Source organism: Streptomyces sp. WAC07094 (assembly GCF_036320405.1).
In the GTDB taxonomy this organism is placed as follows: Bacteria; Actinomycetota; Actinomycetes; order Streptomycetales; family Streptomycetaceae; genus Streptomyces; species Streptomyces lannensis.
In genome coordinates this window covers 2832585-2857687 of record NZ_JAVMJZ010000001.1, presented here as the reverse complement: position 1 = coordinate 2857687, position 25103 = coordinate 2832585, and the positions used below count along the sequence as shown (strand labels likewise).

Genomic DNA, 25103 nt, shown 5'->3' with positions numbered 1-25103 from the left:
TGCGTAGGTGCATCAAAACTGCGTTCCAGGAAGATCGACCTATGGGTGTACAGTCCATGGACTCTCGGGTCGTGCTACGGGGCCGGGACCACGAGCTGGCGGCGCTGGAGCGGGTACTGGCCACGGCACGGGCGGGCGACAGTGCGGTTCTGGTCCTGCGCGGTGAAGCCGGGATCGGCAAGACCGCGTTGCTGGACCACGCGGTCGGCCAGGCCGTCGGGTTCCGCACCCTTGGCATCTCGGGCATCGAGTGCGAGATGGAGCTTCCCTTCGCGAGCCTTCACCAGCTTTGCGCGCCCTTGCTGGGCAGGCTCCACGGGCTGCCCGATCCACAGCGTGATGCACTGTCCGTCGCGTTCGGACTACAGAAGGGTGAGGTGCCGAATCGGTTCCTCGTGGGTCTGGCTGTGCTTGGTCTGCTGGCCGGCGCCGCCGGAGACGGCCCGCTGGCCTGCCTCGTCGACGATGCGCAGTGGCTGGATGAGGAGTCCCTGCAGGCGCTGGCATTCGTGGCCAGGCGGTTGGCGGCCGAATCGGTAGCCTTGATCTTCGCCCTGAGGGATTGCGATGACGGCCGGGAGCTGGCCGGTCTGCCGGAGCTGATCGTCGAGGGACTGAGCGATCACGAGGCGCGTGCCCTGCTGGCCTCGGCGGTTCGCGTACCACTCGACCCGCTGGTACGGGACAGGATCGTCGCCGAGACGCACGGCAACCCGATGGCGCTGCTGCAACTGCCACACACCCTGGCCCCCGCCGAGCTGGCGGGTGGCTTCTGGCTACCGGGCAGGCGACCCTTGGCGAGTCGCATCGAAAGCGCCTTTCACCAGCAGTTCGCATCGCTTCCGGTGGACAGCCGGCGTCTTGTGCTGACCGCCGCGGCCGAGCCGACCGGAGACGTTGATCTGTTGCGGCGCGCAGCCGCGCTGCAGGGGATACCGGAGGATGCCGCAATGTCGGCCGAGGCCGCGGGACTGGTCGAGTTCGGTACCAGGGTGCGCTTCCACCACCCCCTGGTGCGCTCGGCCGTCTACCGGGGGGCGGCCGCGCCGGGGCGCCGGGCCGCGCACCGGGCGTTGGCGGAGGCCACCGATCCCCACCTTGATCCTGATCGCAGGGCGTGGCACCGCGCCCACGCGACCGACCGGCCTGACGAGGGCATTGCCATGGACCTGGAGCGCTCGGCGGGCCGGGCCCAGGGCAGGGGAGGAATCGCCGCAGCGGCCTCGTTCCTGCAGCAGGCGACGGAGCTGACCTCCGATGCCGCACGGAGAGCCGGCCGTGCACTGGCCGCCGCCCAGGCACACATCGACGCAGGCGCGGTCGACCAGGCTCAGTCCCTGCTGGCCATCGCCGAGGCCGGTCCACTCGACGACCTGCAGCGCGCCCGACTCGAGCGACTGCGGGCCCGGCTGGTGTTCTCCCAGGTGCGCGGCAGCGCAGCGCCTCGGCTCCTGCTCGATGCCGCACACCGGCTGGCACCTCTCGACTCCGACCTCGCCCGTGACACCCTCCTGGAAACACTCGGCGCGGCGAGCTTCGCCGGCCGGCTCGGCGAAGGGCCCGGGCTGCGCGAGGTCGCCGAGGCGGCTCGCGCCGGCCCACCGTCCAGGACGCCGCCGCGGATGGTGGATGTCCTTCTGGACAGCGTCACCGGTCGGATCCTTGATGGTTACGTCGCCGGAGTCGCCGCCCTCAGGCATGCGCTGCACGTTGTCCGGCAGGAGCAGAAGACCGGTGTGAGGGAAGCGGAAAGGCGCTGGCTGTGGCTGGCGTTCCGTGTGGCACCCGAGCCTCTCGCACCCGAGTTGTGGGACGACGACGCGTGGCACGAGATGGCGCAGGGCGCCGTCGGCCTCGCCCGCCACGCGGGGGCGCTCAATGTCCTTCCGATGGCGCTGACCTACCAGGCGTGCTCCCACGTCCACGCCGGCGAATTCAACACCGCCGAGGCTCTGATCGACGAGGCCACGGCGATCTCGGAGGCGGTGGGCGGCGTACCGATGATGTACACGTCCCTGCTTCTCGCCGCCTGGCGAGGACAGGCATCCGCGGCCCTGGACCTCATAGGGGCCACCATCGAAGAAGTACGTGCCAGGGGTGAGGGACGCGTACTCGGCCTGGCCGAGTACGCGACCGCACTGCTCTACAACGGACTCGGCCGCTACGATGCCGCGCTGGCCGCTGCGACGCGTGCATGCCAGTACGAGGACCTGGGCTTCTTCGGGTGGTCACTCGCCGAACTCATCGAGGCGGCCGCCCGCAGCGGGCAGCCGGAGTCCGGCGAGGCGGCTCTGGACGATCTCACCGAGCGCACGCGTGCGATTGGCACCGATTGGGCCTTGGGTACGGCGGCCTGCTCTCGGGCGTTGCTGAGCGACGATCAGGCCGCCGATGCGCTCTACAGGGAGGCGGTCGAGCGTCTCGGGCACTGCCGCGTCGCCGTCCAACTGGCCCGTGCGCGCCTGCTGTACGGCGAGTGGCTGCGCCGCCGGAACCGCCGTCAGGAAGGCCGTGCCCAACTACGCTCCGCCTACGAGGCATTCAGCAGATTCGGAGCCGACGGCTTCGCCGAACGGGCCCGCAGGGAGCTGTTGGCGACGGGAGAAACCGTACGCAAGCGAACGGTAGGCGCCGACGCCGAACTCACCAGCCAGGAGGCACAGATCGCCAGGCTGGCCGGAGACCACACCAACTCGGAGATCGCCGCCCAGTTGTTCATCAGCCCCCGCACGGTGGAGTGGCACCTCGGCAACGTATTCGCCAAGCTCGGCGTGAGTTCCCGCAGGCACCTTCGCTCAGCGTTGTCCCCGTCGAGATCGGGGACGCCGGGGGCCTGACGGAGTCGCGACAGCCCACGCTGCCGGGAGCGGGCGCTTCGAGATCGGGGATGCCGGGGGCCTGACGGAGTCGCGACAGCCCACGCTGCCGGGAGCGGGCGCTTTGACAGGGCCGAGTGGCTCTCCGATCTCGTGGACCGGGTGTCCGGGGGCCGGCGATTTCTGGGTCTCACCTGCGACGATGCTTCAGGGTCCCGTCCACGCCTCGTCTGCGGACCTTGGCATGTGGTCGCTGCGGCGACATACGCCTGTGTGGGCGAAGCCCTGGCACCGGGCGCTTTCACTAGTGGCAGGACTTTGGGCACTTTATGCCGGGGGTGCCCCGGGGGCGCAGGGTTCGAACCTGCGCACACGGCTCCGGAGGCCCTTTGGGGCTGGGGCATAGATGCAGGTCAGGCGTCCCCAGTCGAGCATAGGATGGTTCCCTGTCCACAGGTAGTCCATCTTAAGAGGGCGCTCTATCTGCTCAGTTGGCCCTCACGAAACGTGAAGAACCCACGTTCAAAAGTGAAGTTGTTGTAACATCCCCGCATTGTCACGTGGAGACATCGTCGGTGGCGGTCAGGTGCTTCTTGATGGGGGATAAGGGCGGTGGCGAGAAGCGGCACATCGCTGCGCAGCGCGTTCACGACGGCGGGAAGCATCGGGCGCAGTAGCTGGGAGGTTCGTGCTGACGCGTGACTACGTTGCCGTTCTGCTGGCTTATGACGTAGTGAACCGAGCTGCTCAGGTCGAGGGGGCCCCAGGCGCCTCTTACCCGCGTGAAGCCCACCTTTGCAGGGTTGAGCTGAGGTGATCGGATGAGTACCGCGCCAACGTCTCCTAGCTTGAGCGAACCGCCAGAGCGTGCCACTGAGTTGGCAACTTTCCCGATGCCTAGGCTGAGGAAGCGATGAACAGCAAAGATCATGAATCCCGCCTCCCGGCGGAGGCCCGTGCTCGTCTCCTCATCGACCAGCAGCTGACTGCCGCTGGTTGGGCGGTACAGGATCGCAAGGCGATGAATCTGTTCGCGGGTGAGCTCGGCGTGCACGGTGTCGCGGTGCGCGAGGTCGTCATGGCGCCGGGCCACGGTCGGGTCGACTACCTGCTGTACGTGGAGAAGAAGGTTGTCGGGGTCATCGAGGCTAAGCCTCAGGGCACGACTCTGTCAGGTGTGGAGTGGCAGTCGGCGATGTACGCCACGGGCCTGCCGCCGGATCATCGCAAGCGTGCGCACACGGTGGGCGATCGCATCCCGTTCGTGTTCGAGGCATCGGGGTCGGAGACTCACTTCACCAACGGCTACGACCCCGAGCCGCGCGCCCGGAAGATCTTCAACTTCCCGAAGTCGGCCACCCTCGCGCGAATAATTCGGGAGGCTCAGGACGATCCTGCCTTCCCGACCTGGCGGGCAAAGGTGCGGCGCATGCCGGCACTGAACGAGGAACGGCTGCGGCCCGCGCAGACTGAAGCGATCTTTGGGACCGAGACATCCCTGGCCGCCCAGCGTGCGGACCGGTCGCTCATCCAGATGGCCACCGGCGCGGGCAAGACGTACACCGCGGTAACCCTGTCCTACCGGCTGCTCAAGCACGCAGGGTTCAAGCGGGTGCTGTTCCTGGTCGACCGCAACAACCTGGCCAATCAGACCGCTGCTGAGTTCAGCAACTACGAGACCCCGGACGACGGCCGGAAGTTCACCGAGCTGTACTCGGTCCAGCGCCTGACCGGTCTGGGAATGCTGGAGTCCTCGAACGTGGTGATCTCCACGATCCAGCGCGTCTACTCCGCGCTGCGCGGCAGGGAGATCCCGGAAGGCGACGACCCGGGGCTGGACCGCTTCGTGCCGGACGCCCCGGTTGAAGTCGCCTACAACCCCGACATGCCACCGGAGTCGTTCGATGCGGTGATCGTGGACGAGGCCCACCGCTCCATCTACGGGGTATGGAAAGGCGTCCTGGAGTACTTCGACGCCCACATCCTGGGGCTGACAGCCACACCCGGCAAGCAGACGTTCGCGTTCTTCCGCCAGAACCTCGTCTCGCAATACACGTACACCCAGTCGGTGGCCGACTGCGTGAACGTGGACTTCGACATCTACCGCATCAAGACGGAGGTCTCGGAGAATGGCGCGAAGATCGAGGCCGGCACGTTCGTGCCGAAGGTCGACCGCCGCACCCGCATCCAGCGCATCGAGGCCATCGACGAGGACGTCCAATACAAGAAGAATCAGTTGGACCGGGCAGTGCAGAACCCCAACCAGATCCGCACCGTCCTGGAGACCTTCCGCGACAGGCTGTTCACCGAAATCTTCCCCGGTCGCACCGCGGTCCCCAAGACGCTGATCTTCTGCAAGGACGACGCGCACGCCGAGGAGGTCGTCACCCAGGTGCGGCAGGTCTTCGGCAAGGGAAACGAATTCGCCGCAAAAATCACCTACCAGGCCAAAGACCCCGAAGGCCACCTGAAGGCCTTCCGCTCCTCCGCGAGGCTGCGGATCGCGGTCACGGTGGACATGATCGCCACCGGCACCGACGTCAAGCCGCTGGAGTGCGTGTTCTTCATGCGCGACGTCCGCTCGGCACAGTACTTCGAGCAGATGAAGGGCCGCGGGGCACGTACGATGCCCAAGCCCGACTTCCAGGCCGTCACCCCCGACTCCCAGACGAGCCCGGCCGCCCAGGAGAAGACGAGGTTCGTCATCGTCGACGCCATCGGCGTCACCGAGCACGACTTCGTGGACCCACCGCTGATGCGCACGAAGGGCATCAGCCTGAAGGACCTCCTGAGCAAAGCCGCAAGCCTCACGATCACCGAGAGCGAGACCGCAACCCTGGCCTCCCGCCTGGCCGCCCTGGAGCTCCAGGTCACGCCTGCCGAGCGGGCCGAGCTCGACAAGGTCGCCGGCCAGCCCCTCAAGAAGATCGTCAAGGATCTGGTCAAGGCCTGCGACCCCGAGGAGCAGGCCGAAGCCATCGCTGCTGCCGGCGAAGGCGCAAGCCCTGAACAAGTGATCGACGACCTGCTCGAGAAGGCCATCACCCCTCTGGCGGCTAACCCCGAACTGCGTACGCGCATCATGGAGCTACGCCGCCAGCACGACCAGATCATCGATGACACCAACCCCGACACGCTGCTCGAGGCCTACGGCGTCGGCGCCGAGGACAAAGCCCGCGAGATCGTCACGGACTGGCGCGCCTACCTCGACGAGCACCGCAGCGAGATTTCCGCGATCCAGGTTCTGCAGCAGGCCGAGGAATCCGGCACCAAGCCTGCCGGAAGCACGTTCGACCAGATCAAGGAACTGGCCGACCGGATCGCCCGCCCGCCGCACGAGTGGACCCCGCAGCGGCTGTGGGAGGCGTACGAGCAGGTGGAGCAAGGCCGGGTCCGGCCGAACCCTAAGGCCCAGGTCACGGACCTGGTGTCCCTGCTGCGCTTTACCCTTACGGGTGATGACGAGCTGGTGCCGTACGCAGACAAGATCGACGAGCGGTATCAGGGCTGGCTACGGCAGCAGGAGCAGGCCGGCATCGTCTTCACCGAGACACAGAGGTGGTGGCTGGACAACATGGCGGACGTGATCGCCTCCTCGGCCGGGATCGACGTCGACCAGCTCGATGGTGCCCCGTTCGACGAGCGCGGCGGCATCGACGGCGCCCTGCGGGACCTGGGCGACCAGGCCGGCAACCTCCTGGAGACCCTGAACAAGGAGCTGACCGCGTGAAGCCAGCCTTTCAGACCGTCGGTGAGGTCGCTACGGTCGATTCTGGCCCCGCCTTCAAGAGCGCCCACTTCGGTGGACCAGACGAAGGAATCCGGCTGCTGCGAGGTGACAACATCGAGCCCGGGGCACTGCGCTGGACGCGGACGAAGACCTGGCCAGAGGCGATGCTTCCGGGTTATGAGTACCTGGCAATACAGGAGGGGGATCTCATCCTTGGGATGGACCGCCCGCTCATCTCCTCAGGTCTCAAGCTCGCCCGGGCTCGCCCCAGTGACCTCCCCGCACTACTCGTCCAGCGAGTCGCCCGCATTCGCCCCCATTCGATCAACGGCGCTTACCTTTATTACTGGCTCGGCAGTTCCAAGTTCCAACAACACCTCAAGGGTTCAGCTACTGGAACCCAGCTGCCACACGTTAACTTGAAGAGCATCAAGGACTTTGAGGTCCCGCGTTTCGGTGAAGCCGTCGAAGCGCGGATCGTCAATGTACTGGAGGATCACCTATCACGCCTCGACGCGGGCGTCGACTATCTTGAGGCCGCACGTCGTCGAGCGGAGTCGTATCAGCGATCGGCTCGACAATTCGTGCTCGACTCTTACGAGGGCGATCCAGCCAAACTCGCAGACTTGGTTGAGTTTGTCGAAGCGGGCAAGTCGCTGGGAAGTTCAGCCCCTCCGGCAGGGCCGGATGAATGGGGAATCATCAAGGTAAGCGCGATGACCTGGGGGCAATTCCGCCCCGATGAGAACAAAATGATCCCGGCGGAGAAGGCCGATTCCCGCTATGAGATCAAGCCCGGCGATCTGCTCGTCAGCCGCGCGAACACATCCGCGTACGTAGGTGCCAGCGTGCTGGTCGGTGAAACGCGTCCACGCCTGCTCCTGAGTGACAAGAGTCTTCGAATCACGCCGAAGGAGGGGGTTGAGGCGGCGTGGCTTCAGCAGGTGCTTCAGACCCCAAGGTCCCGTCAGCAGATCTCTGACCTCTCCACGGGTACCAAGGATTCGATGCGCAACATCTCCCAGAAGGCCCTGCTGTCGATCTGCGTTCCGCGCCTGACGCCCGAGCAGCAGACTGAGATGGTCGCCCGCTGCCGATCAGCATCGGATCAGGCAGCCGCTCTAGAGCGGAGCGTCTCCGTCGGCCTGAGGAGAGCTAAAAACCTCCGACGCTCTCTCCTAGCTGCCGCGTTCTCCGGTCGCCTGACCGGTGCGGCCTCCGACCTTGAGCGGGTCGAAGAGATCGCCGCTGACATCGTCGAGGCTGAGGCTCCTGAAGGTGTGCTGGTCTGATGGCGGGCAAGCAAGTCCGCTTGTTCCTGGTGGACGGCAAGGTCGGTGGTCTGACGACCGCGGAGATCATGACGTGGACCGGGCAGCTCCTCAAGGGGGCCCGTAAGGACCTGGCGCGTATCCGGGAGCGTAGGGAGGCGCAGAAGACCGGCGTCTACATCCTGTTGGGTGAGGACGAGGAGACCGGGAAGACCAAGGCGTACGTCGGACAGTCGGATAACGTCGCCAAGCGGCTGAGCACGCACGATCAGAACAAGGACTTTTGGTCGGAGGTCGTGGTCATCACCTCTAAGGACTCCAATCTGACTAGCGCGCACGTGCGCTGGCTGGAGTCGAAGCTGATCGGCATGGCCAAGGCGATCGGCCGTGTGCCGCTGGAGAACGGCAACGAGCCCACTGGCGGTGCGGACCTGCCTGAGGCTGACGCTTCGGACATGGAGGAGTTCGTCCGTCAGCTGGAAATTCTGCTGCCGGTCCTGGGCGTCGATGTCCTGCGTGGCAGGGCTACTCGCTCGGCTGCCGGTGCTCCCTCCGTCGCGCAGGTTGCGCCTGCTGGGGCTGGTGGCCCGGGACCGGTCGCCGAGTCCGAGCCGGAGCCTGAGGTAGAGGTCTCCCCGGTGTTTCACCTCGTGCAGATGCCTGGTGCTCAGGCACAGGTCATTGATGGGGAGTTCACGGTTCTGGCCGGTTCAGAGGTGGTTGCGGAGATGCCGGACCGCTTCGGCTACAAGGCTTCGTCGGCCAAGCAGTACAAGGTTCGTCAGAGCCAGCATCGTGACCTGGTCGCGGATGGATCGATCGCCGTCGGTCCGGACGGGACCGCGCGTCTGACCCGTGACGTCGTGTTCGGCTCTCCCTCAGCCGCTGGAGCGGTGATAGCTGGACGGGTATCCATGAACGGGCGGATCAGCTGGATCACGGAGGGCAACGTCACCTACGCCTTCTGGGAGTCCGGCAGCACCAGCTGACCGGGCCCAAAAATCTATTCATCTCGCAGGGCGTATGCCTGGGGCAGGGAAGGAAGCAACGTGTCGGATACTCGCCGGCTGGTCGACAAGCTGTGGACGTATGCGGGGGTGCTGCGGGACGCCGGGGTGGGCGTGCTGGACTACACCGAGCAGCTGACCTATCTACTGTTCTTGAAGATGGCGCATGAGCGTGCCCACCGGCCGCTCAAGCCTGAGCAGATTGTCCCCGAGGAATACTCCTGGCAGCGTCTGCTGGACGCTGAGGGTGCAGCCCTGGAGACCCAGTACACGCTGATCCTGCAAGGGCTGGGCCGCCAGCCGGGCATGCTGGGCACGATTTTCCGCAAGGCGCAGAACCGGGTGCAGGACCCGGCGATCCTCAAGCGACTGATCCACGATCTAATCGACAAGGAGACCTGGTCGAGCCGCGGTGACATCAACGGTGACGCCTACGAATCTCTCCTGTCCAAGGGCGCCAGCGACAAGGGGTCGGGCGCGGGACAGTACTTCACGCCACGTTCAATCATCTCCGCGATGGTTGAAATCGTGCGGCCCACCGTGAAGGACACGGTGGTCGACCCGGCCTGCGGCACGGGTGGGTTCCTGCTGGGCGCGCACGAGTACGCCTCCAAGGACGCTGCGCACATGGACCCCGAGCAGCGTCAGCACTTGAAGGCGTCGTTCGTGCACGGCGTGGAGATCGTGGACGGCACCGCACGCCTGGCCGCGATGAACCTGCTGCTGCACGGCATGGGTGACGCCAAGGGCGAGTCACTGATCGAGGTCAAGGATGCCCTGGTCGCCGACCCCGGTGACCGGTGGTCGGTGGTACTGGCCAACCCGCCTTTCGGTACGAAGTCCTCGATCACGATGGTGGGCGCCGACGGCAGGGAGGCCCGCGAGGACCGGGAGATCGAGCGCAATGACTTCGTGGTCACCACGAGTAACAAGCAGCTCAACTTCCTGCAGCACATCATGACGATCCTGGACATCAACGGCAGAGCCGCGGTGGTGCTGCCGGACAACGTGCTATTCGAGGGCGGGGCCGGGGAGGCGCTGCGCCGACGTCTGCTGAACGACTTCGACCTGCACACGATCCTGCGCCTGCCCACTGGGGTGTTCTACGCCCAGGGCGTGAAGGCGAACGTGCTGTTCTTCGACAAGAAGCCGGCCAGTGAGACCCCGTGGACGGCCACGACGTGGGTGTACGACCTGCGGACCAACAAGCACTTCACGCTCAAGAAGAACCCCCTGGCCCGCGGGCACCTGGAGGACTTCGTCCAGTCCGCCAAGCCTGGTCAGCCTCTAGATGAACGTGTCGAGTCCGAGCGGTTCAAGTCGTTCACCTATGACCAGCTGATTGCCCGCGACAAGGTCAACCTGGACATCACCTGGCTTCGTGACGAGTCCCTCGAGGACCTCGACAAACTTCCCGCCCCCGACGTCATCGCCCGCGAGATCGTCGAAGACCTCACCGCTGCCCTAGAAGAGTTTGCGGCCGTCGCCGACGCCATAGAGGCAAATGAAGCGAACCAGCGGATTGTCGGATAGCCATCATTTAGCGCTAGCGGCCCGGGAAGGGGCTCGCATATCGGCGCTATCGATACGACTTTCGCTTTGAAGGTTCGGGCAGGGGCCCGCTCGATCGGCAGCGTGTCGCTGCTAGGGCAACAGAGGGGATTTTTGGAAGTGCAGACGGTGGAGCAGGAATCCGAAGAAGAACCCCTCGCGCGAGCAGCGAGAATCATCGAATCTATCGTGGAAGCCCGAGAAGGCGTCTCCCCTTTTTCGAGGACTGTCGAAAGAGAGTGGGGAAGGGCGTCCGATGAAGAGATCGATGCCGCCGTGCGCGAAAGAAGGATGCCTCTTCATAAGCAAGTGCAATTGCTATTTCTGCACTCGCAACGACTTGCTCTTGATGCCGCTGAAAGGTACGATCCGTCCTTGCTGCGCCAAAGTCTGATCAGACTTACAAGGGCGGGAGCTTATATAGCGCGTGCAAAGAATCACTTGCCTCCGGAACTACGGAAGGCAGCTCTGTCGTTCGCGGCAGTCTGCGCAGACGGTATCCGGGTCCCGCGCATTCTTCGCGAGGAAATTAGGCGCGAAAATGCTCGGATAGCCGAAGCTCCAGACTGGGCGGCACTATTTGGATACGGGTGGGATGAAAATGTTATTTCCGAGAAGTTGAAGGAAGTTAGGAAGGTGGCCATTGAGAACAATCCTGTCCTACTTCCGAAGGGGGAAATTACTGATAGTGATGAGTCGGCAGCCGATATTTTGGCGGCTGCTGCCGGTCGTCAAGAGCGGGAAGCCAGTGAGGTCAGTGGCGAAGTCGACTATGATCGCTCCGATGCTGAAGTAAGGCTGAGATCCGTCGAGCTTTCGGCTCTTCGTGGGGCGCCTGGAAAGCTGAGGTTGACTTTCGGAAAGAAAAACAGTCCGTCTTCTGCGCTCATTTTTGGCGAGAACGGGACAGGTAAATCGACGATCGTCGATGCGATTGAATTTGCCCTGCAAGGGCGTATTGGTCGATCTGCATACTATGACTCGCCTGTGGCTCCGTCGCTGCGCTCGTTCAGCGCGAAAGGTGAAAGCCGAGCCCGTGTTGACCTAACGGATGATTCATCCGTGGAGCGAAGCGCGGTCGTCGACCCACAAAAGAAGGTAATTGCAGAACCTCGAAGTGTCCGCCCTGGGTTCAGGCTGGCGCCGATCACGATCAAGCGAACCGATCTCTCTAATTTCTTGGATACGGAAGCGCTTAGTCGCGGTACCGTGTTGCTGGATTACTTTCCCGCAGACTCTGACAGTCTTGCTGTGCGGCCAAGCGAGAAGGCTCGGCTGCTTCGGACCGAAGTTACCGAGTTGCGCATTAAGCGCACGGCATATGCGGGGCGCCTGGCCGACCTCCTCGGTGTTGATCCTGGCGATTTGGCCAACAGTAGCGGATTCAATAATGCGATTCGAGAAAAGATATACAGGGGGAAGAAAGCTGCAACCTTCGCTGAGGAAGGAGGGTGGCAGCATGTTGACATCGAACTCCGTCAACTGGTGCAGCAGTTGGGGTCGGTGTTCACCCAACTAGGGAAGGCGAAGCAATTCATTGAAAATTCGGATAACTCGCTGAATCCCGTATTGCATCGAAAGCAGACGCTACTTCTTAAATCTGCTCTGCAGGATGTCGGAGCGGAGGTGACCGCGGCATTTCGGAGAATTTGTCATGAGCATCCGGTTGAGCGAATCGATATCGTCCTCGGAGAGTCTGGCCCCCTCTCGCTTGATGTAGTTGTGAGGCTAAAGGGTGGACGCAACTGCTTCCCGCAGCAGCTATTCTCGGAGGCGTACAGGGATCTGTTGGCCCTGCTATTCTTCGTGGCTGTGGCGCGAAGGGCGGCCGACCGTGGTCAGGCCAAGGTCCTGATTCTGGATGATGTACTGCAAAGTGTTGATTCAACAGTTCGCCAAGCATTCGTGGAGCACCTCCTCGAGGAACTTTCCGAGTGGCAGCTAATCTTCACAGTGCACGATCGATTCTGGCTCGAGCGTTTGCGCAGTCTCTTCAATTCCGCTCGCCATGTGTTTGTTGAGCACCAGATTCGCCGATGGGATCCGGATGCGGGTCCTGAACTTCAGCCGCCCGGTGTTGATGTGTTGACCAAAGACCTGAAGTTCCTTTTGCGGAACGGGGAACCAGACTCCGTTGCTGGAAAGGCTGGACCTCTTTTGGAGTATGTTTGCCGTGAGCTCTGTGCGCGTCTGAGGCTCCCCATCCCGTACAACCGCGAACGCGTATTTACCCTCCATGACCTTTGGGGGTCAGTTTCCACCTCGTTGAGTAGTACGCACTTGGCGTCAACTCTGCGGAAGATTGATTCAGTGAGGGGGATGAGGAATCCTGTTGCTCACGGTGACCCGAGGGCTCTTGAGCTAAGTAATGCAGAAGCGCGTTCTTTCGGTGATGCCGTCTTGGAACTGCACGATGCCGTTCGATGCTCGTCATGCAAGCGTTGGGCTAACGAGGGTGGGCGCTGTGCGGACAACCAATGCGTAATCGACATCCAGGTCACTCGCAAGTGATTCCTTCTGTGAGGAGTTTGGCTTGTTGCCGACGGCCTGAAGCGCATCAGTAAAACGAGGTCGGCGTAGCGGCTTTGGGCTGGAGCTGCTTTGGCGCGAGTGATCATGGCCCCGTAAGCTTCCGGCGCGTCGGGCAGTCTGTGGACCTGCCCGCTACAGCACGACGTTGGGGCCATGATCTTCGAGGCTCGCGCCAAAGTGGCTGCCTAAAGCCGCGGAGCCGACCGCCCCAGCCACGACGTACGCCTTCTCTGGCTTCAAGCGACTGATCGCTGTAGAGCGCGGCACGGGCGCCGGCAGGGCTGGAGCGGGGCGGAGACAGGAGCGCAGGGCCGGCCGGGGGCCGGGCCGCGCGCGGGGAGCGGAGCGAGCCGCCTTGATGAAGCAGGGAAAGTTCTATCCCGATCGTGTCCTTGTGGCCGGTCGCTCCCGCTCATGAGGTGGTGGCGTCGGTGTCGACGAGTGTCTGCAGTGCCAGGGTCGAGTACGCGCTCAGCCCTTCGCCGGCGCCCGGGCCGGTAGCACCGAAGCGGTCTCCCGCCCTGCCGCTGACGAGCTCAGTAGGATCGCTCTTCGTGGTCGCACTGGTCGTCACCATCGGACTGGCGTTCGTCGGTTATGCCGCTACCTATCTCAACGGGCTGCGTCTGTCGCAGCGGCAGGAGCGTCTCGCGCGCGTGAACCGCCAACTCAGCGACTTCTACGGGCCCCTGTTCGCCCTCACGGAGGCGAACGCTCGCAGCTTCCAGGCGTTCAAGGAACGTAACGCCTGCCCTGACGGCAGATCACCGTTCGTTCATGAGACACCGCCCACGGAGGAGGAACTCGCCGAGTGGCGGCTGTGGGTCACGACCGTGTTCCTCCCGAACATCCAGGCCATGCGCGATCTCGTCATCAGACATGCAGATCTCCTGAAGGAACCGGAGATGCCACCGATCCTGCTCCAACTGGCTGCACATGTCTCGGGCTACGAGATCACTGCTGCCAGGTGGACGCAGGGCAGCTACGACCAACACCTCTCATTGGTTCCGTTCCCCAGCGAGGAGCTCGCCGCGTATGCACGGCAAGGGTTCACCAATCTGAAGAGGGAACAGGCCCGTCTGTTGGGGCAACGGGGCTTCCGCTGAGCAAATCCAATGAGGTCTGAAGATCATCGGGAGCTGAGGAGATTTCGGCCGTCGTGGCTTCGGACGTGCGGCCCGCTTCCGTCGAGAGCGTCCAGGAGGCGGACGGCGAAGACCTCGGCCATGCGCTCGCTGACCTCGTCGGGTGTGAGCCATTCGACTGCCGTGGACTCGTTGGAGGTGCGTTCGGTGCCGCCTGAGGGCTTGCAGCGGAAGACCAGGGCCACGATGCCGCGGGTGGTGTTCTTGTAGACCCCGGTGAGCTCGTCGACCTCGACGTGGATGCCGGTCTCTTCCAGGACCTCGCGGGCGACGCCGGCCTCTGGGGTCTCGTTGAGTTCGAGTACGCCGCCGGGGAGTTCCCAAGTGCCGTTGTCGGCTCGGCGGATGGCCAGGAGGCGTCCGTCCTCGCGCACCACTACTCCGGCCACGGACACGGAGTGCAGCGGCGTTGACTGGCCTTCCTGGGCACTGTTACTCATGTACAGGAGCATAGGAGGAAGAGAAGGACTATGGGAACAGCGGTAGGAGGTGAGAGGGCCGTACCTCGGTACGTGCAGATCGCCGAGGAGATCGTGCAGCAGATCCGGGCCGGTGTCCTCAAGCCTGGTGAGATGGTGCCGAGTGAGTCGGAGCTGGTCGACCGCTACGGGGTCTCGGGCGGCACGATTCGCAAGGCCATGGTGGAGGTGCGTGCGAGCGGGCTGGTCGAGACGCGGCACGGCAAGGGTTCGATCGTGAAGGATCGCCCGCCGGTACGGCATCGCTCCTCCGACCGCTTCCGGCGCTCGCACCGCCAGGGCGGCAAGGCCGCGTATCTGGCGGAGTCCGCTCAGTCCGGTGCCACGGCCAAGGTGAGCGTCCTCTACATCGGCCCCATGGAAGCCCCCGAGGATGCCGCTGAGCGACTGGGCGTCTCGGCCGGCACCCAGGTGCTCGCCCGGCGTCGCCTCTACTTCCGCAACGGCACCCCTGTGGAGACCGCGACGTCGTACCTCCCGTGGGATGTCGTGAAGGACATTCCCGAGCTGTTCGCCGAGAACCCTGGTGGCGGTGGCATCTACGCCCGACTCGAGGACCACGGGCATGAGTTTGACGAGTTTGTGGAGACGCTGCAGGCGCGTACGGCTTCCAAGGCGGAGGCGTCGGAGCTGGCGCTGAGCCCCGGTGCGCCGGTGGTTCATCTGGTTCGTGAGGCGCGTACGACGGAGGGTCGTGTGGTGGAGGTCTGTGACACGCTCATGGCCGCTGACCAGTTCATCTTCGAGTACCGGATCCCTGCTGCCGACTGACGCAGACTCAATTCCCCTCAGCCCGTCGTGAGTTCTTCTTCGCGGCGGGTTGACTCATGTATAGGAGTCAGGCACTCTTCTTCATGTCACTCATGTACATGAGTGACGGAGTCCAGCATCTATAAAGGAGTGACCTGCTGTGCGTCAGATTCCTGTCGACACCTCCGCCGCAACCGTGATGGTCGCCAAGCCTCCGCAGCCGAAGGTCAAGGACCGCCGGACCGGTGAGATCGCCACCGATGCCGAGACCGGCGCGAAGCTGATGACCGTGGACGTGATGTTCGCGGCGAACGACGAGGTCGAGATCCTGTCCGTCACCGTCCCCGAGCCGGGTATCTCCGGTGAGCTGGCCATGGGCACGCCGGTCGCGCTGACGGGGTTGATCGCCCGGCCGTGGGAGAACGACTTCAACGGGCAGAAGCGCCACGGGATCGCGTTCCGCGCGGTCGCCGTCACCTCGCTTGCCGCCACCGGTTCGGCGTCGAAGGCGGCCTGATCATGACCGGGTTCACGGTCACGCTGGTGCTGGTCGCTGCTGCTGCGGGTCTCCTGCGGTGGCGGCGCCCCGCCTGGTACTGGCTGACCTTCGGGGTCACCCTCGCGACGTTGCGGGTCCTGGTCCGTTACGCCACGGTCATGGACGCCTGCGGGCTGACCGTTCCCCCGTCGCGGTGGCGGCTGGCGGTAGCCCGGGCCACCAACCGGCCCGCCCCCGAGTCCCGCCCGCCGCGCATCCTGCTGCTGCGCCCGACTCGCACCGGCCTGGTCCTGAGGTTGAAGCTGCGGCCCGGGCAGGACGCCTTCGACGTCGCCGCCGCCTCCGACCGGCTGCGCCACTCCTTCTCCATGTACGGCGTCACCTCCCGTGAGCTGCGCTCGGGTGTGGTGGAGGTGCGGATGACCGGCTACGACGTCCTCAAGCGGGTGCAGATGCCCGCCGTCACTGAAACCTGTCCGATGCGTGTCCCGGTCGCTTTGCGGGAGGACGGGTCGGTCCACTACCGCGACTACCGGGCGATACCCCACGCCCTCACCCTGGGCGCCACCGAGTCCGGCAAGTCCGTCTACCAGCGCAACCTCGTCGCCGGACTTGCCGCACAGGATGTCGCCCTGGTGGGGATCGACTGCAAGCAGGGGGTCGAGCTGTTCCCGCTGGCCCGACGGTTCTCCGCCCTGGCCGACAACCCCGACACCGCCGCCGAACTGCTGGAGGCCCTGGTGGTCCGCATGGGGGAGGTGTACCAGCTCATCCGGGCAGAGCAGCGCATCACTGCTGATGTTCCGGACGCGGAGATCGCCGCCGACATCTGGGACCTGCCCGACCACCTGCGCCCGACCCCGGTCGTGGTGCTAGTGGATGAGGTTGCCGAACTCGCCCTGTTCGCCTCGAAGGAGGAGGAGAGGCGGCGGGACCGGATCATCACCGCCCTGGTCCGTCTCGCCCAGCTCGGCCGTGCTGCCGGCATCTACCTGGAGATCTGCGGGCAGCGCTTCGGCTCCGAACTCGGCAAGGGCATCACCATGCTCCGCGCCCAGCTCACCGGACGTACCGCACACCGCGTTAACGACGAGACCTCGGCGAACATGGCCTTCGGCGACATCTCCCCGGACGCCGTCCTGGCCGCCATCCAGATTCCTGCCGAGATGCGCGGCGTCGCCGTCGCTGGGGACTCCACGGGTGGCTGGCACCGCATCCGCGCCCCGCACACCTCCCTGCGCCAGGCGGTCAACACCTGCAACCGGCATGCGGACCGGACCCCGGATCTGCCCGAACTGGCCCCCTTCCGGCCCGCCCTGCCCGGCACGCCTGCGGCACCGGTGCCGCTGTCCAAGGCCGCCCCCGCGACGGCCTGACCCCTTCCCGTCCTCCGGTTGGCGTGACCGTCTTCGCGCCGGGTCCCTACCCCCTCCATGCCTGAAACAGGAAGGAGCCACGATGAGCCGCCCTGCTCTCCGCGTCGATGCTGTGCTGGTCCAGGCCGTCATTGCCGGGGCGCTGTCCTTCGCTCACCTGCACGACTTGGCTGCCGCTGCTGGGCAGGACGGTTGGAAGGCGTGGGCCTACCCGGTGAGTGTCGATCTGCTCCTGGTCGCCGCCTGGCGACGCCTACGTAGCGATGGGCCGTCGCGGCTGGCCTGGTGCTGGTTTGTGATCGCCCTGTTTGCCTCCCTTGGGGCCAACATTGCGACCGCAGGGTTCCTCGACTTGGCCGACCCGCCCGCCCTGCTCCGCCTCGGCATCGCGGGATGGCCCGCCCTCGCCTTCCTCGGCGGCACCCTCCTCGCCCACTCCGGACACAGGGAGCCGCATCCGCCGGCACCCACAGCCCAGGACCCCGCACCCCACATCGAGCCGGAACCCGAACCCGAGCCCGTCAGCGCCCCAGAGCCCGAGCCCCTGTCGGTCGAGCAGTCCCCGGCCCTCCCTGCCGCCGCCCCGGCGCCCGCGGTTCCGGCCGTGCTCATCGAGCACGCGCGCAAGGTCGCCGACGACCACCAGGCCCGCACCGGCACCCCGATCGACACCGACACCCTCCGCGCCCGCCTCGGCGTCCCGCCCCAGCTGGCCGACGCCATCGCCGCCCAACTCACCTGACTCAGAGAGGAGAACCACCCGTCATGCCTGCTCGTGACCACTTCCATTCCGTGATGCGGATCGGCCCGGTACAGATCGGCACCCACCGCGACCGCAACGGCCACACCAAGCACGCCGCCGTGTGCACCAACGACCGGTGTGGCTGGTCCGCCGACTACTCCAGCTCCTCCGCTGCCCAGCTCGCCGCACGCACCCACCGCTGCCACGCCCGCTGAAGGAGACCACCGCCGTGCAGGTTCCGCTCTGGCTCGCCCTGATCGTCGTCGGCTACCTCGGCGTCAAGCTCATCCGCCCACCCGCCTGGCTCGTCGCCGTGCTCCTCCTGGGCGGCTTCCTCCTCGCCGACAGCGTCCTCGCCCCCGCCATCGACAGCTTCCTCAAGTAACCCGACCAGGAAGGAAATGCCTCGCCATGCTCCGCCCCAAGGTTCCGACCAACCCGATGCCGACCGGCATCGTCACCCGGCCCGCGGTCATAGAGCCGACCACCGTCGTGCAACAGCCGGTAGCCCCCGCACCTGTGCCGGTGACCCCGGCTCGATCCACCGTCCAACTCACTCCGGGCGCTGTGATTGCGCTCGTGGGGGGTGGGACGGCCGTGGTCCTGGTCGTTGGCGCCGTCCTGGTGTCCATGCTCCTCGCGGTCGCCATCACCGGCGCCTCACTCGCCATCTGCGCCCTGGTGATCCGCTCCCTGATCACGGCCGACGCCAAGCGGCGCTGACCGGCCCCCGGGCGGCCCTGATACCGCCAAGCATCCACCGCCCGGGAGCCATGCCCCCAACCGATCCCGCAGAACCGGAAGGAACCTCCAGCATGACCGACCGCACCACACCCCCGCCCCGCATCTGCCCCAACTGCGACGGCTTCGCCTCCGCCGCCATCACCCTCGGCGGCCGCAACGCCCGCGGACAGCTGCGCACCATCACCGCCCACTGCCCCGCCTGCCACGGCACCGGAACGGTTCCCGCTCGTGTCCGGGAGGGTGCCCGTGCCTGAGCAGCTGTTCGACCCGACCACCCTCGGCGACTTGCTGAGGGTGGCCTCGGCCGACGACTACCACCGCTGGGAAGAGCAGATCCGCCGCACCGGCGGCTGCGCCGACCCCATCCACCTCACCGGCTGGACCCTCCACAAGGACAAGACCACCGGCGAAACCCTCCAGCACTACAGCACCGAGAACGAGCCCGGCGGACGCCTCCGGATCGCCTGCGGCAACCGCCGCGCCTCCCGCTGCCCCGCCTGCGCCTTCACCTACGCAGGCGACACCTACCACCTCATCCGCGCCGGCCTGGCCGGAGACGACCGCCGCAACATCCCCGCCACCGTCCGCGACCACCCCCGCGTCTTCGCCACACTCACCGCACCCTCCTTCGGCCCCGTCCACAACCGCCCCGACCGAGGCATCTGCCGCTGCGGCACCCGCCACCCGGCCGACGACCCCGCCCTCGGCACGGCCCTGGACCCGGCCACGTACGACTACAAGGGCGCCGTCCTCTTCAACAACCACGCCGGGCAGCTGTGGATGAGATTCACCACCCGCCTGCGGCGCGAGATCGCCGTCCGCGCCGGACTCACCCGCCGTGAACTCCCCGACCACGCCCGCCTGTCGTACGGCAAGGTCGCCGAGTTCCAAAAGCGGGGCGCCGTGCACTTTCACGCAGTGATCCGCATCGACGGACCCGATGGACCGGACACCCCGCCCCCAGCCTGGGCAACGGTCGAACTCCTTACCGATGCCATCCGTGCCGCAGTGGCTCACTCCTACACCTCAGTCTCGGTGCCGGCCGCTGGCGACCAGCCCGCCCGCACGTTCCGTTGGGGCACCCAGCTCGACGTCCGGCCCGTGAAGGCCTTCGGCGACGGCTCCGACATCACCGAACAAGCCGTCGCCGCCTACGTCGCCAAATACGCCACCAAAGCCGCCGAGACCACCGGCACCCTCGACCGCCGCATCGGTGAACTCGCCGAACTCGACCGCCACAACGTCCCCGACCACGCACGCCGCCTCATCGAAGCCTGCAAGCTGCTCGACCCCCTGTATCCGGACCGCCGTCTGTGGGCGTGGGCCCACATGCTCGGCTTCCGCGGCCACTTCTCCACCAAGTCCCGCCGCTACTCCACCACTCTCGGGGCTCTCCGTCAGGCCCGCGCCGACTATCGCGCCGCACAGGAACGCGAAGCCCTCGGCTTCGAGGCCTTGGAGGACATCGAGCCGGACACCGTCCTCGTCCTGGCCGACTGGCAGTACGCCGGGCACGGCCACACACCGGGCGAATCCGCCCTCGCCGCATCGATCGCCCGAGACCTCAAACTCAACCGCGAAACCGCCCGCCAAGAACTTGCCGCGCTGGAAGGAGCCTGACGTGAAAGACGAGCTGATGACCGTCCCGCAAATCCTCGAAGAGCTCGGCGGAGTTTCGCGACGTACCTTCTACCGCTGGCGCGAGCTGGGGCACGGGCCCGCTGCGTTCAAGCTCCCCAACGGTGAACTGAGGGTTTGGCGGAGTGATTTCAGGACGTGGCTGCGGCAGCTGGAGACAGCCGCGTGAAGTCTCTCGACGTGAAGGTCTGGGGCGTTCGAAAGAGGAACACCAAGAAGTCGTCCTATGACGTCAGGTGGACCGTCGCCGGGAACGTGTTCTCCGAGCAGTTCCGTACCAAGGGACTGGCCGATCACCACCGTTCCAAGCTCCTTCGCGCTACCCACGCCGGCGAGGAGTTCGACACCGTAACGGGACTGCCGGACTCGCTGGTCGAGAGGGCGCCCTCGATGACCTGGTACGCGTTCGCCTTGAGATACCTCGCCATGAAATGGCCCCACGCGGCTCCGAACACACGGAATGGGATCAACGAAGCATTGACCGCCGTGACGGTGGCGCTACTCGACGAGCGTCCAGGGCGGCCGGATGACGAGCTGCTGAGGAAGGCCCTTCGCAACTGGGCCTTTGTCCTGCCCAGCCCTGACAATCGCGAGTTGCCGACCGACGTCGCGGACGCCCTGCACTGGGTGGCCAAGGCATCGCGACCACTTTCAGATCTTGCCGATGCAGCTATCGGCAGGGCGGTCCTCGACTCGTTGAAGATCAAGCTCGACGGCACAGCGGCCGCAGCGGAGACCGTACGGCGCAAGCGACGCACGCTCGTCAATGCGCTGCATTACGCTGTGGATCTCGGAGAGTTCAGGGAGAATCCGATCACGGCGGTCCGTTGGAAAAAGCCGAAGGTCGCCAATGAGGTTGATCCACGCGTCGTGGCCAATCCCGAGCAGGCTCGCGCACTGCTGACTGCGGTCTCTTACGTGGGTGGATATGGCCGTGCTCGCGGTCGTCGACTCGTCGGGTTGTTCGCCTGCATGTACTACGGCGCCTTACGTCCCGCCGAAGTCGTCGGTCTCACGGAAGGAGATCTGAAGCTGCCCGGACACGGCTGGGGAACAGCCCTGCTGAATCGCACTCGCCCCAGCGTCGGTAAGCAATGGACCGACTCCGGAGAGACGCACGACGACCGCGGGCTCAAGAACCGGCCCGTGGAGGAGGTCCGTCCCGTACCGATTCCGCCTCAGCTCGTCGTGATGCTCCGGGAGCACCTGGAAACGTTCGGCACCGCGAAAGACGGGCGGTTGTTCACGAACGAGCGTGGGGGAGTGGTCGGTTCGTCCACGTACTACCGCGTCTGGCAGGAGGCTCGGATGCTGGCCCTCCCGCCGGCCGCGGTCGCCTCACCGCTCGCGGCCCGGCCATACGATCTCCGGCACTCGGCGCTGTCGACCTGGCTCAATGCCGGAGTGGACCCGACCGAGGTCGCCGCACGGGCGGGCAACAGCGTCGAGGTACTGCTGAGCCGCTACGCCAAGTGCATCGACGGTCGGCAGGAGATCGTGAATCGCAAGATCGAAGAGTTGCTGCGCGAGTACGAGTAACCACGCCTCGGCTGTCGGCCCCCAGTTCACACGAGCTGGGGGCTTCGCTGTATCTCGGCCGTGCGGCGTTCGCTAGTGGTTGCCAGTTGCACCTACTGCGTCGCGTTACGCATCACCAATGGACGGCTGCCCCAGGCGGCCCGTCTGGTTCGCGCTCTACGCATCGGATGCCAGGCTGTCGACCCTCTCCATATGGCCGTTTTCCGAGAACGACCGCGTCGACTGCGAAGCGAGCAGTTACGTTGCCCCTACTGCGGGCTGCCACAGGATCGAGTAGCGACGCTGGATCAGGACTGGGTCCTGTTGGAGCCGGACATGGAGCCACTGGCTCACACGGTGCCGGCTGAGCATCGCTGGATCGTGCTGTCCGACGGACGAGTGACCGTGTACGGGGTATGCCCGCCGGACCCGTTCCAGCGCTGCCGAATCGAGCACCGGCTCGCATGCTCGGAACAGTCGCTGCCGGACCTTTGGCCCTGGCTGACGTCGCTGAGGGGCGAGAACGCGCGGCAGATGATGCGGCTGTCGGCTGTGGAACCATCGGAGCCTCCGACGCAATGGCCGGACGCCGGGTAGCCACCCCGCCGATTTGTGGGGGCTGACCTGGGCGGATGGTCCAAGATCCTGTCCACGAATAGTCCACAGACGGCGTCATAGGGCCGCTTCGGGCCGCATACGGCTGCACAAACACGAAGACCCCGGCCTCAGCGTTTCCGCTGGTGACGGGGTCTTTGGGCACCTCATGCTGGGTGCCCCCGGCAGGATTCGAACCTGCGCACACGGCTCCGGAGGCCGTTGCTCTATCCCCTGAGCTACGGGGGCGTGTCGGCCGTTCTCTGCGGCGACGGGTAGAACCCTACCAGCTCTTTCAGGGTCGCCATGAACAGGTTTCCCGGGCCGTGGGGTGCCCGCCGCTCCCTCGACAGGCGCCCCTCCGTCGAACACCGGGCGCCCCCGGTGTCGCAAGCCGCTCGTTTGGACACGCCCGGGTGCGCAGCGCCGCTCCCTCGAAGCTCTGCTTTCCCGCGAGCCTCGACTCCCGGCGGAACTCCCTTTGCGTGCACGGGCTGTCTCGAACCGTGGGCAAGGCGCCGGCTTCGTTGTGCCTCCCCCGGACGGGGTGGAAGTGGGGAAAACCCGGACGCGGTCGCTCGGGGCGACCTACTCTCGACTTGTGCCAGGCGCGTCCGGTCGGGTGCTTGTTGTGGACGACAACAAGGTCATCCGGCAGCTGATCAGGGTCAACCTCGAGCTGGAGGGTATCGAGGTCGTGACCGCGGCCGACGGTGCCGAGTGTTTGGACATCGTTCATCACGTACAGCCCGACGTGGTCACCCTCGATGTCGTCATGCCGCGGCTCGACGGGCTGCGGACCGCCGCGCGGTTGCGGTCCGATCCGCGGACTCGGGAGCTCCCGCTCGCCATCATCAGCGCGTGCACGCAGTACGAGGTCGAGAGCGGCCTCGACGTGGGTGTCGACGCGTTCCTCGCCAAGCCGTTCGAACCCACCGAACTTGTCGACCTGGTGAAGGACCTGATGGAGCGTCGAGGGCGTGTCGATGCCTCCCGCACCGCCGATGCCCCTGGCACCGGTGCCGGTGCCGGGCTCGCGGTCGGCAGCGGGCGCGACTCCGGAGAGGGCGAGCGGGCGGGGCGCGCTGATCACGTCGGGCGCGCCGGTGCCTGAACAGACATCCGGCCGACGGGGAACCTCCCTGAGGTCCTGATCAGCAAGTGGTCGTCGCCGTGACGGGCAGCGCATCGGCGCCGCCCGCCGAGGCCTCTCGCAACGGCATTCTGACCGCCGCCGGCCAGGCCCGTCGGCCACTCCCCGCCCGAGCTCTCCGACCCCCGTCCACATCCCGGACTTCCGTCCAAACCAGGTCGCAGGCCCACCCCCCTCCTCCCATACCCTTGTCCCGTGACCCCCGTCGAGCTCTCCCGTACCGTGCTGTGCGCGGTACGTCGCGCTGTGGACGACGGGGAACTGAGCGTGGCCGTGCCCGCACGTGCCGTCGTCACTCCGCCCGGGCCCGGCGGCCGTGGCGACTACGCCACCAACATCGCCCTCCAGCTCGCCCGTCCCGCCGGCCGGCCGGCGCGCCAGGTCGCCGAGATCCTGCGGTCCCACCTCCGTGACACCGCCGGAGTGGCCGACGTCGAGATCACCGGACCCGGCTTCCTCAACATCCACCTCGAGGGCTCCGGCGCCACCGCCTCCCTCGTGCGGGAGATCCTCCAGGGTGGCGGCGGGGATGCCTCGGGCAGGCAGGGCATCATCCTCCGGACCGGCGTCAACAGTGGCCCTGCCGTCGACAGCAGTAGAGATATCGACAGCAACAGAGATGAGAACGGCACAGATGCCGGCGGCAGCACAGACGCCGACCGCGACACCGATCCAGACGGCGACACAGAGGCCGACCGCGAGGCAGACGTAGACGTCGACCTCGGCGCAGACATCGCCCGCGGCGCAGACATCGCCCACGGCGCAGACCTCGACCGCGACGCGTACGTCGACCCTGACGCGAACCCCGCCCCCGACGCGAACCCCACCCTCGTCACAGCCACCACCCCCGACACAGCCCCCGCCCCCGACACCGCCCCCCGCCCCACCAACCCCCCCTACGGCCACGCCCCCACCCTCCAAGGCCGTGTCATTCCGCTTCGTGTCCCCTACGAGGTCCGGGCCGAAGTCGTTGCCGACAGCCTGGTGCGGATCATCGCCACCCAGGGCGGGCGGGCCGAAGTCGATCATGTGCGGCCCGGGGAGCGGGTGGATCTGCGGCCCGTGCCGGCCCCGGAGGATCCCGCCCCGCTCGGTCCCGACGCCGCTCGCTGGGCCCTGTTGTATCCGGCGCCGCACGACCGGCCCCGGATCACCGCCGATCATCTGCTGCAGCGTGAGAGCAACCCTCTCTTCCGCGTCCGGTACGCCCATGCCCGGGCCCGTGCGCTCGGTCGCAACGCCGTGCGGCTCGGGTTCGACGCCGTTCCCGGTGACCTGGCGGACGTGACCGCCGCCGACCCGCTCGTGCGGGCCCTCGCCGAGTATCCGAACGCCCTCACCCAGGCGGCCGCCCACCGTGCGCCCGACCGGCTCGCCCGGCATCTCGTGGCCGTCGCCGATGCCCTGCTCGCCTTTCAGCACACCGTGCTCCCGCTCGGCGACGAGAAACCCTCGGCCGCCCACCGGGCCCGGCTGGCTCTCGCCGCAGCCGCCGGGACGGTGCTGGCCGGCGGCCTGTCCCTGCTCGGCATCAGCGCACCCGACTATCTCTGAGAGA

22 protein-coding genes and 1 tRNA gene are annotated in these 25103 nt (G+C 66.1%); 21 read left to right on the top strand and 2 right to left on the bottom strand.

Annotated elements, in window-relative coordinates:
- Nucleotides 1–56: 56 nt before the first annotated feature.
- From RCR19_RS12450 to RCR19_RS12420, 7 genes are all read left to right on the top strand, one after another.
- Nucleotides 57–2837 (top strand): AAA family ATPase, encoded by a 2781-nt coding sequence (locus RCR19_RS12450; RefSeq protein WP_331265199.1) that lies wholly within the window; start codon nt 57–59, stop codon nt 2835–2837.
- Between the two features lie 892 nt (nt 2838–3729).
- Nucleotides 3730–6546, top strand: coding sequence for a DEAD/DEAH box helicase family protein (locus RCR19_RS12445; RefSeq protein WP_331265198.1), 2817 nt, complete (start codon nt 3730–3732; stop codon nt 6544–6546).
- Nucleotides 6543–7838 carry a hypothetical protein gene (locus RCR19_RS12440; protein WP_331265197.1) on the top strand — a complete coding sequence of 432 codons (1296 nt, stop codon included), beginning with the start codon at nt 6543–6545 and terminating at the stop codon, nt 7836–7838. The genes RCR19_RS12445 and RCR19_RS12440 overlap by 4 nt, the downstream gene beginning before the upstream one ends.
- The gene (locus RCR19_RS12435; RefSeq protein WP_331265196.1) at nt 7838–8806 is read left to right on the top strand and encodes a GIY-YIG nuclease family protein; all 969 of its coding nucleotides are present in this window, start codon (nt 7838–7840) and stop codon (nt 8804–8806) included. The genes RCR19_RS12440 and RCR19_RS12435 overlap by 1 nt, the downstream gene beginning before the upstream one ends.
- Nucleotides 8807–8866: 60 nt before the next feature.
- Complete coding sequence (locus tag RCR19_RS12430; protein WP_331265195.1) at nt 8867–10357, top strand: class I SAM-dependent DNA methyltransferase; 1491 nt, start codon at nt 8867–8869, stop codon at nt 10355–10357.
- Nucleotides 10358–10495: 138 nt separating this feature from the next.
- A complete protein-coding gene (locus RCR19_RS12425; protein ID WP_331265194.1) occupies nt 10496–12886 on the top strand; it encodes an AAA family ATPase in 2391 nt (796 codons plus the stop codon).
- A 575-nt stretch (nt 12887–13461) separates the two neighbouring features.
- A complete protein-coding gene (locus RCR19_RS12420; protein WP_331265193.1) occupies nt 13462–14013 on the top strand; it encodes a hypothetical protein in 552 nt (183 codons plus the stop codon).
- 23 nt (nt 14014–14036) lie between these two features.
- Here the strand turns inward: RCR19_RS12420 and RCR19_RS12415 are convergent, their stop codons facing one another.
- Entirely contained in the window at nt 14037–14504 is a 468-nt protein-coding gene (locus RCR19_RS12415) for an NUDIX domain-containing protein (protein WP_331265192.1), read from the bottom strand.
- A gap of 18 nt (nt 14505–14522) precedes the next feature.
- Between RCR19_RS12415 and RCR19_RS12410 the strand changes: the two genes are divergently transcribed.
- The 12 genes from RCR19_RS12410 to RCR19_RS12355 all read left to right on the top strand — a co-directional run bounded on the left by RCR19_RS12410 (nt 14523) and on the right by RCR19_RS12355 (nt 22395).
- A complete protein-coding gene (locus RCR19_RS12410; RefSeq protein WP_331265191.1) occupies nt 14523–15302 on the top strand; it encodes a GntR family transcriptional regulator in 780 nt (259 codons plus the stop codon).
- A 139-nt stretch (nt 15303–15441) separates the two neighbouring features.
- Entirely contained in the window at nt 15442–15798 is a 357-nt protein-coding gene (locus RCR19_RS12405; protein WP_331265190.1) for a hypothetical protein, read from the top strand.
- Nucleotides 15799–15800: 2 nt separating this feature from the next.
- Complete coding sequence (locus RCR19_RS12400) at nt 15801–17156, top strand: FtsK/SpoIIIE domain-containing protein (protein ID WP_331265189.1); 1356 nt, start codon at nt 15801–15803, stop codon at nt 17154–17156.
- A gap of 82 nt (nt 17157–17238) precedes the next feature.
- Nucleotides 17239–17898: a DUF2637 domain-containing protein gene (locus RCR19_RS12395; protein WP_331265188.1), complete on the top strand. Its 660-nt coding sequence runs from the start codon at nt 17239–17241 to the stop codon at nt 17896–17898.
- Between the two features lie 23 nt (nt 17899–17921).
- Nucleotides 17922–18113 (top strand): mobile element transfer protein, encoded by a 192-nt coding sequence (locus tag RCR19_RS12390; RefSeq protein WP_331265187.1) that lies wholly within the window; start codon nt 17922–17924, stop codon nt 18111–18113.
- A 14-nt stretch (nt 18114–18127) separates the two neighbouring features.
- Nucleotides 18128–18283, top strand: a complete 156-nt coding sequence (locus RCR19_RS12385) for a hypothetical protein (RefSeq protein ID WP_331265186.1) — start codon at nt 18128–18130, stop codon at nt 18281–18283.
- Between the two features lie 26 nt (nt 18284–18309).
- Nucleotides 18310–18621 carry a SpdD-like protein gene (locus RCR19_RS12380; protein ID WP_331265185.1) on the top strand — a complete coding sequence of 104 codons (312 nt, stop codon included), beginning with the start codon at nt 18310–18312 and terminating at the stop codon, nt 18619–18621.
- A gap of 92 nt (nt 18622–18713) precedes the next feature.
- Entirely contained in the window at nt 18714–18896 is a 183-nt protein-coding gene (locus tag RCR19_RS12375) for a hypothetical protein (protein ID WP_331265184.1), read from the top strand.
- The gene (gene repSA / locus RCR19_RS12370; protein WP_331265183.1) at nt 18889–20262 is read left to right on the top strand and encodes a replication initiator protein RepSA; all 1374 of its coding nucleotides are present in this window, start codon (nt 18889–18891) and stop codon (nt 20260–20262) included. Before RCR19_RS12375 ends, repSA begins: the two co-directional genes overlap by 8 nt.
- Before the next feature lie 16 nt (nt 20263–20278).
- Nucleotides 20279–20449 (top strand): helix-turn-helix domain-containing protein, encoded by a 171-nt coding sequence (locus RCR19_RS12365; protein WP_181923369.1) that lies wholly within the window; start codon nt 20279–20281, stop codon nt 20447–20449.
- Nucleotides 20446–21819: a site-specific integrase gene (locus RCR19_RS12360; RefSeq protein WP_331265182.1), complete on the top strand. Its 1374-nt coding sequence runs from the start codon at nt 20446–20448 to the stop codon at nt 21817–21819. The genes RCR19_RS12365 and RCR19_RS12360 overlap by 4 nt, the downstream gene beginning before the upstream one ends.
- Before the next feature lie 192 nt (nt 21820–22011).
- Entirely contained in the window at nt 22012–22395 is a 384-nt protein-coding gene (locus RCR19_RS12355; protein WP_331265181.1) for a DUF6083 domain-containing protein, read from the top strand.
- A 174-nt stretch (nt 22396–22569) separates the two neighbouring features.
- Here the strand turns inward: RCR19_RS12355 and RCR19_RS12350 are convergent.
- A tRNA-Arg gene (locus RCR19_RS12350) sits at nt 22570–22641 on the bottom strand.
- Between the two features lie 304 nt (nt 22642–22945).
- On the opposite strand from RCR19_RS12350, the gene RCR19_RS12345 reads away from it, so the two are divergent.
- Both RCR19_RS12345 and nrtL read left to right on the top strand, forming a co-directional pair.
- Nucleotides 22946–23506 carry a response regulator gene (locus RCR19_RS12345; protein WP_331265180.1) on the top strand — a complete coding sequence of 187 codons (561 nt, stop codon included), beginning with the start codon at nt 22946–22948 and terminating at the stop codon, nt 23504–23506.
- Nucleotides 23507–23740: 234 nt separating this feature from the next.
- Nucleotides 23741–25099, top strand: coding sequence for an ArgS-related anticodon-binding protein NrtL (nrtL, locus tag RCR19_RS12340; RefSeq protein ID WP_331265179.1), 1359 nt, complete (start codon nt 23741–23743; stop codon nt 25097–25099).
- Nucleotides 25100–25103: the final 4 nt, after the last annotated feature.

Bases quoted from the DNA above. Each gene is read 5' to 3' on its own strand.
- RCR19_RS12365 (WP_181923369.1), top strand. From the start codon at position 20,279: ATGACCGTCCCGCAAATCCTCGAAGAGCTCGGCGGAGTTTCGCGACGT.
- RCR19_RS12410 (WP_331265191.1), top strand. From the start codon at position 14,523: ATGGGAACAGCGGTAGGAGGTGAGAGGGCCGTACCTCGGTACGTGCAG.
- RCR19_RS12435 (WP_331265196.1), top strand. From the start codon at position 7,838: ATGGCGGGCAAGCAAGTCCGCTTGTTCCTGGTGGACGGCAAGGTCGGT.
- RCR19_RS12450 (WP_331265199.1), top strand. From the start codon at position 57: ATGGACTCTCGGGTCGTGCTACGGGGCCGGGACCACGAGCTGGCGGCG.
- RCR19_RS12445 (WP_331265198.1), top strand. From the start codon at position 3,730: ATGAACAGCAAAGATCATGAATCCCGCCTCCCGGCGGAGGCCCGTGCT.
- RCR19_RS12390 (WP_331265187.1), top strand. From the start codon at position 17,922: ATGCCTGCTCGTGACCACTTCCATTCCGTGATGCGGATCGGCCCGGTA.
- RCR19_RS12375 (WP_331265184.1), top strand. From the start codon at position 18,714: ATGACCGACCGCACCACACCCCCGCCCCGCATCTGCCCCAACTGCGAC.
- RCR19_RS12380 (WP_331265185.1), top strand. From the start codon at position 18,310: ATGCTCCGCCCCAAGGTTCCGACCAACCCGATGCCGACCGGCATCGTC.
- RCR19_RS12415 (WP_331265192.1), bottom strand. From the start codon at position 14,504: ATGCTCCTGTACATGAGTAACAGTGCCCAGGAAGGCCAGTCAACGCCG.
- RCR19_RS12400 (WP_331265189.1), top strand. From the start codon at position 15,801: ATGACCGGGTTCACGGTCACGCTGGTGCTGGTCGCTGCTGCTGCGGGT.
- RCR19_RS12355 (WP_331265181.1), top strand. From the start codon at position 22,012: ATGGCCGTTTTCCGAGAACGACCGCGTCGACTGCGAAGCGAGCAGTTA.
- RCR19_RS12395 (WP_331265188.1), top strand. From the start codon at position 17,239: ATGAGCCGCCCTGCTCTCCGCGTCGATGCTGTGCTGGTCCAGGCCGTC.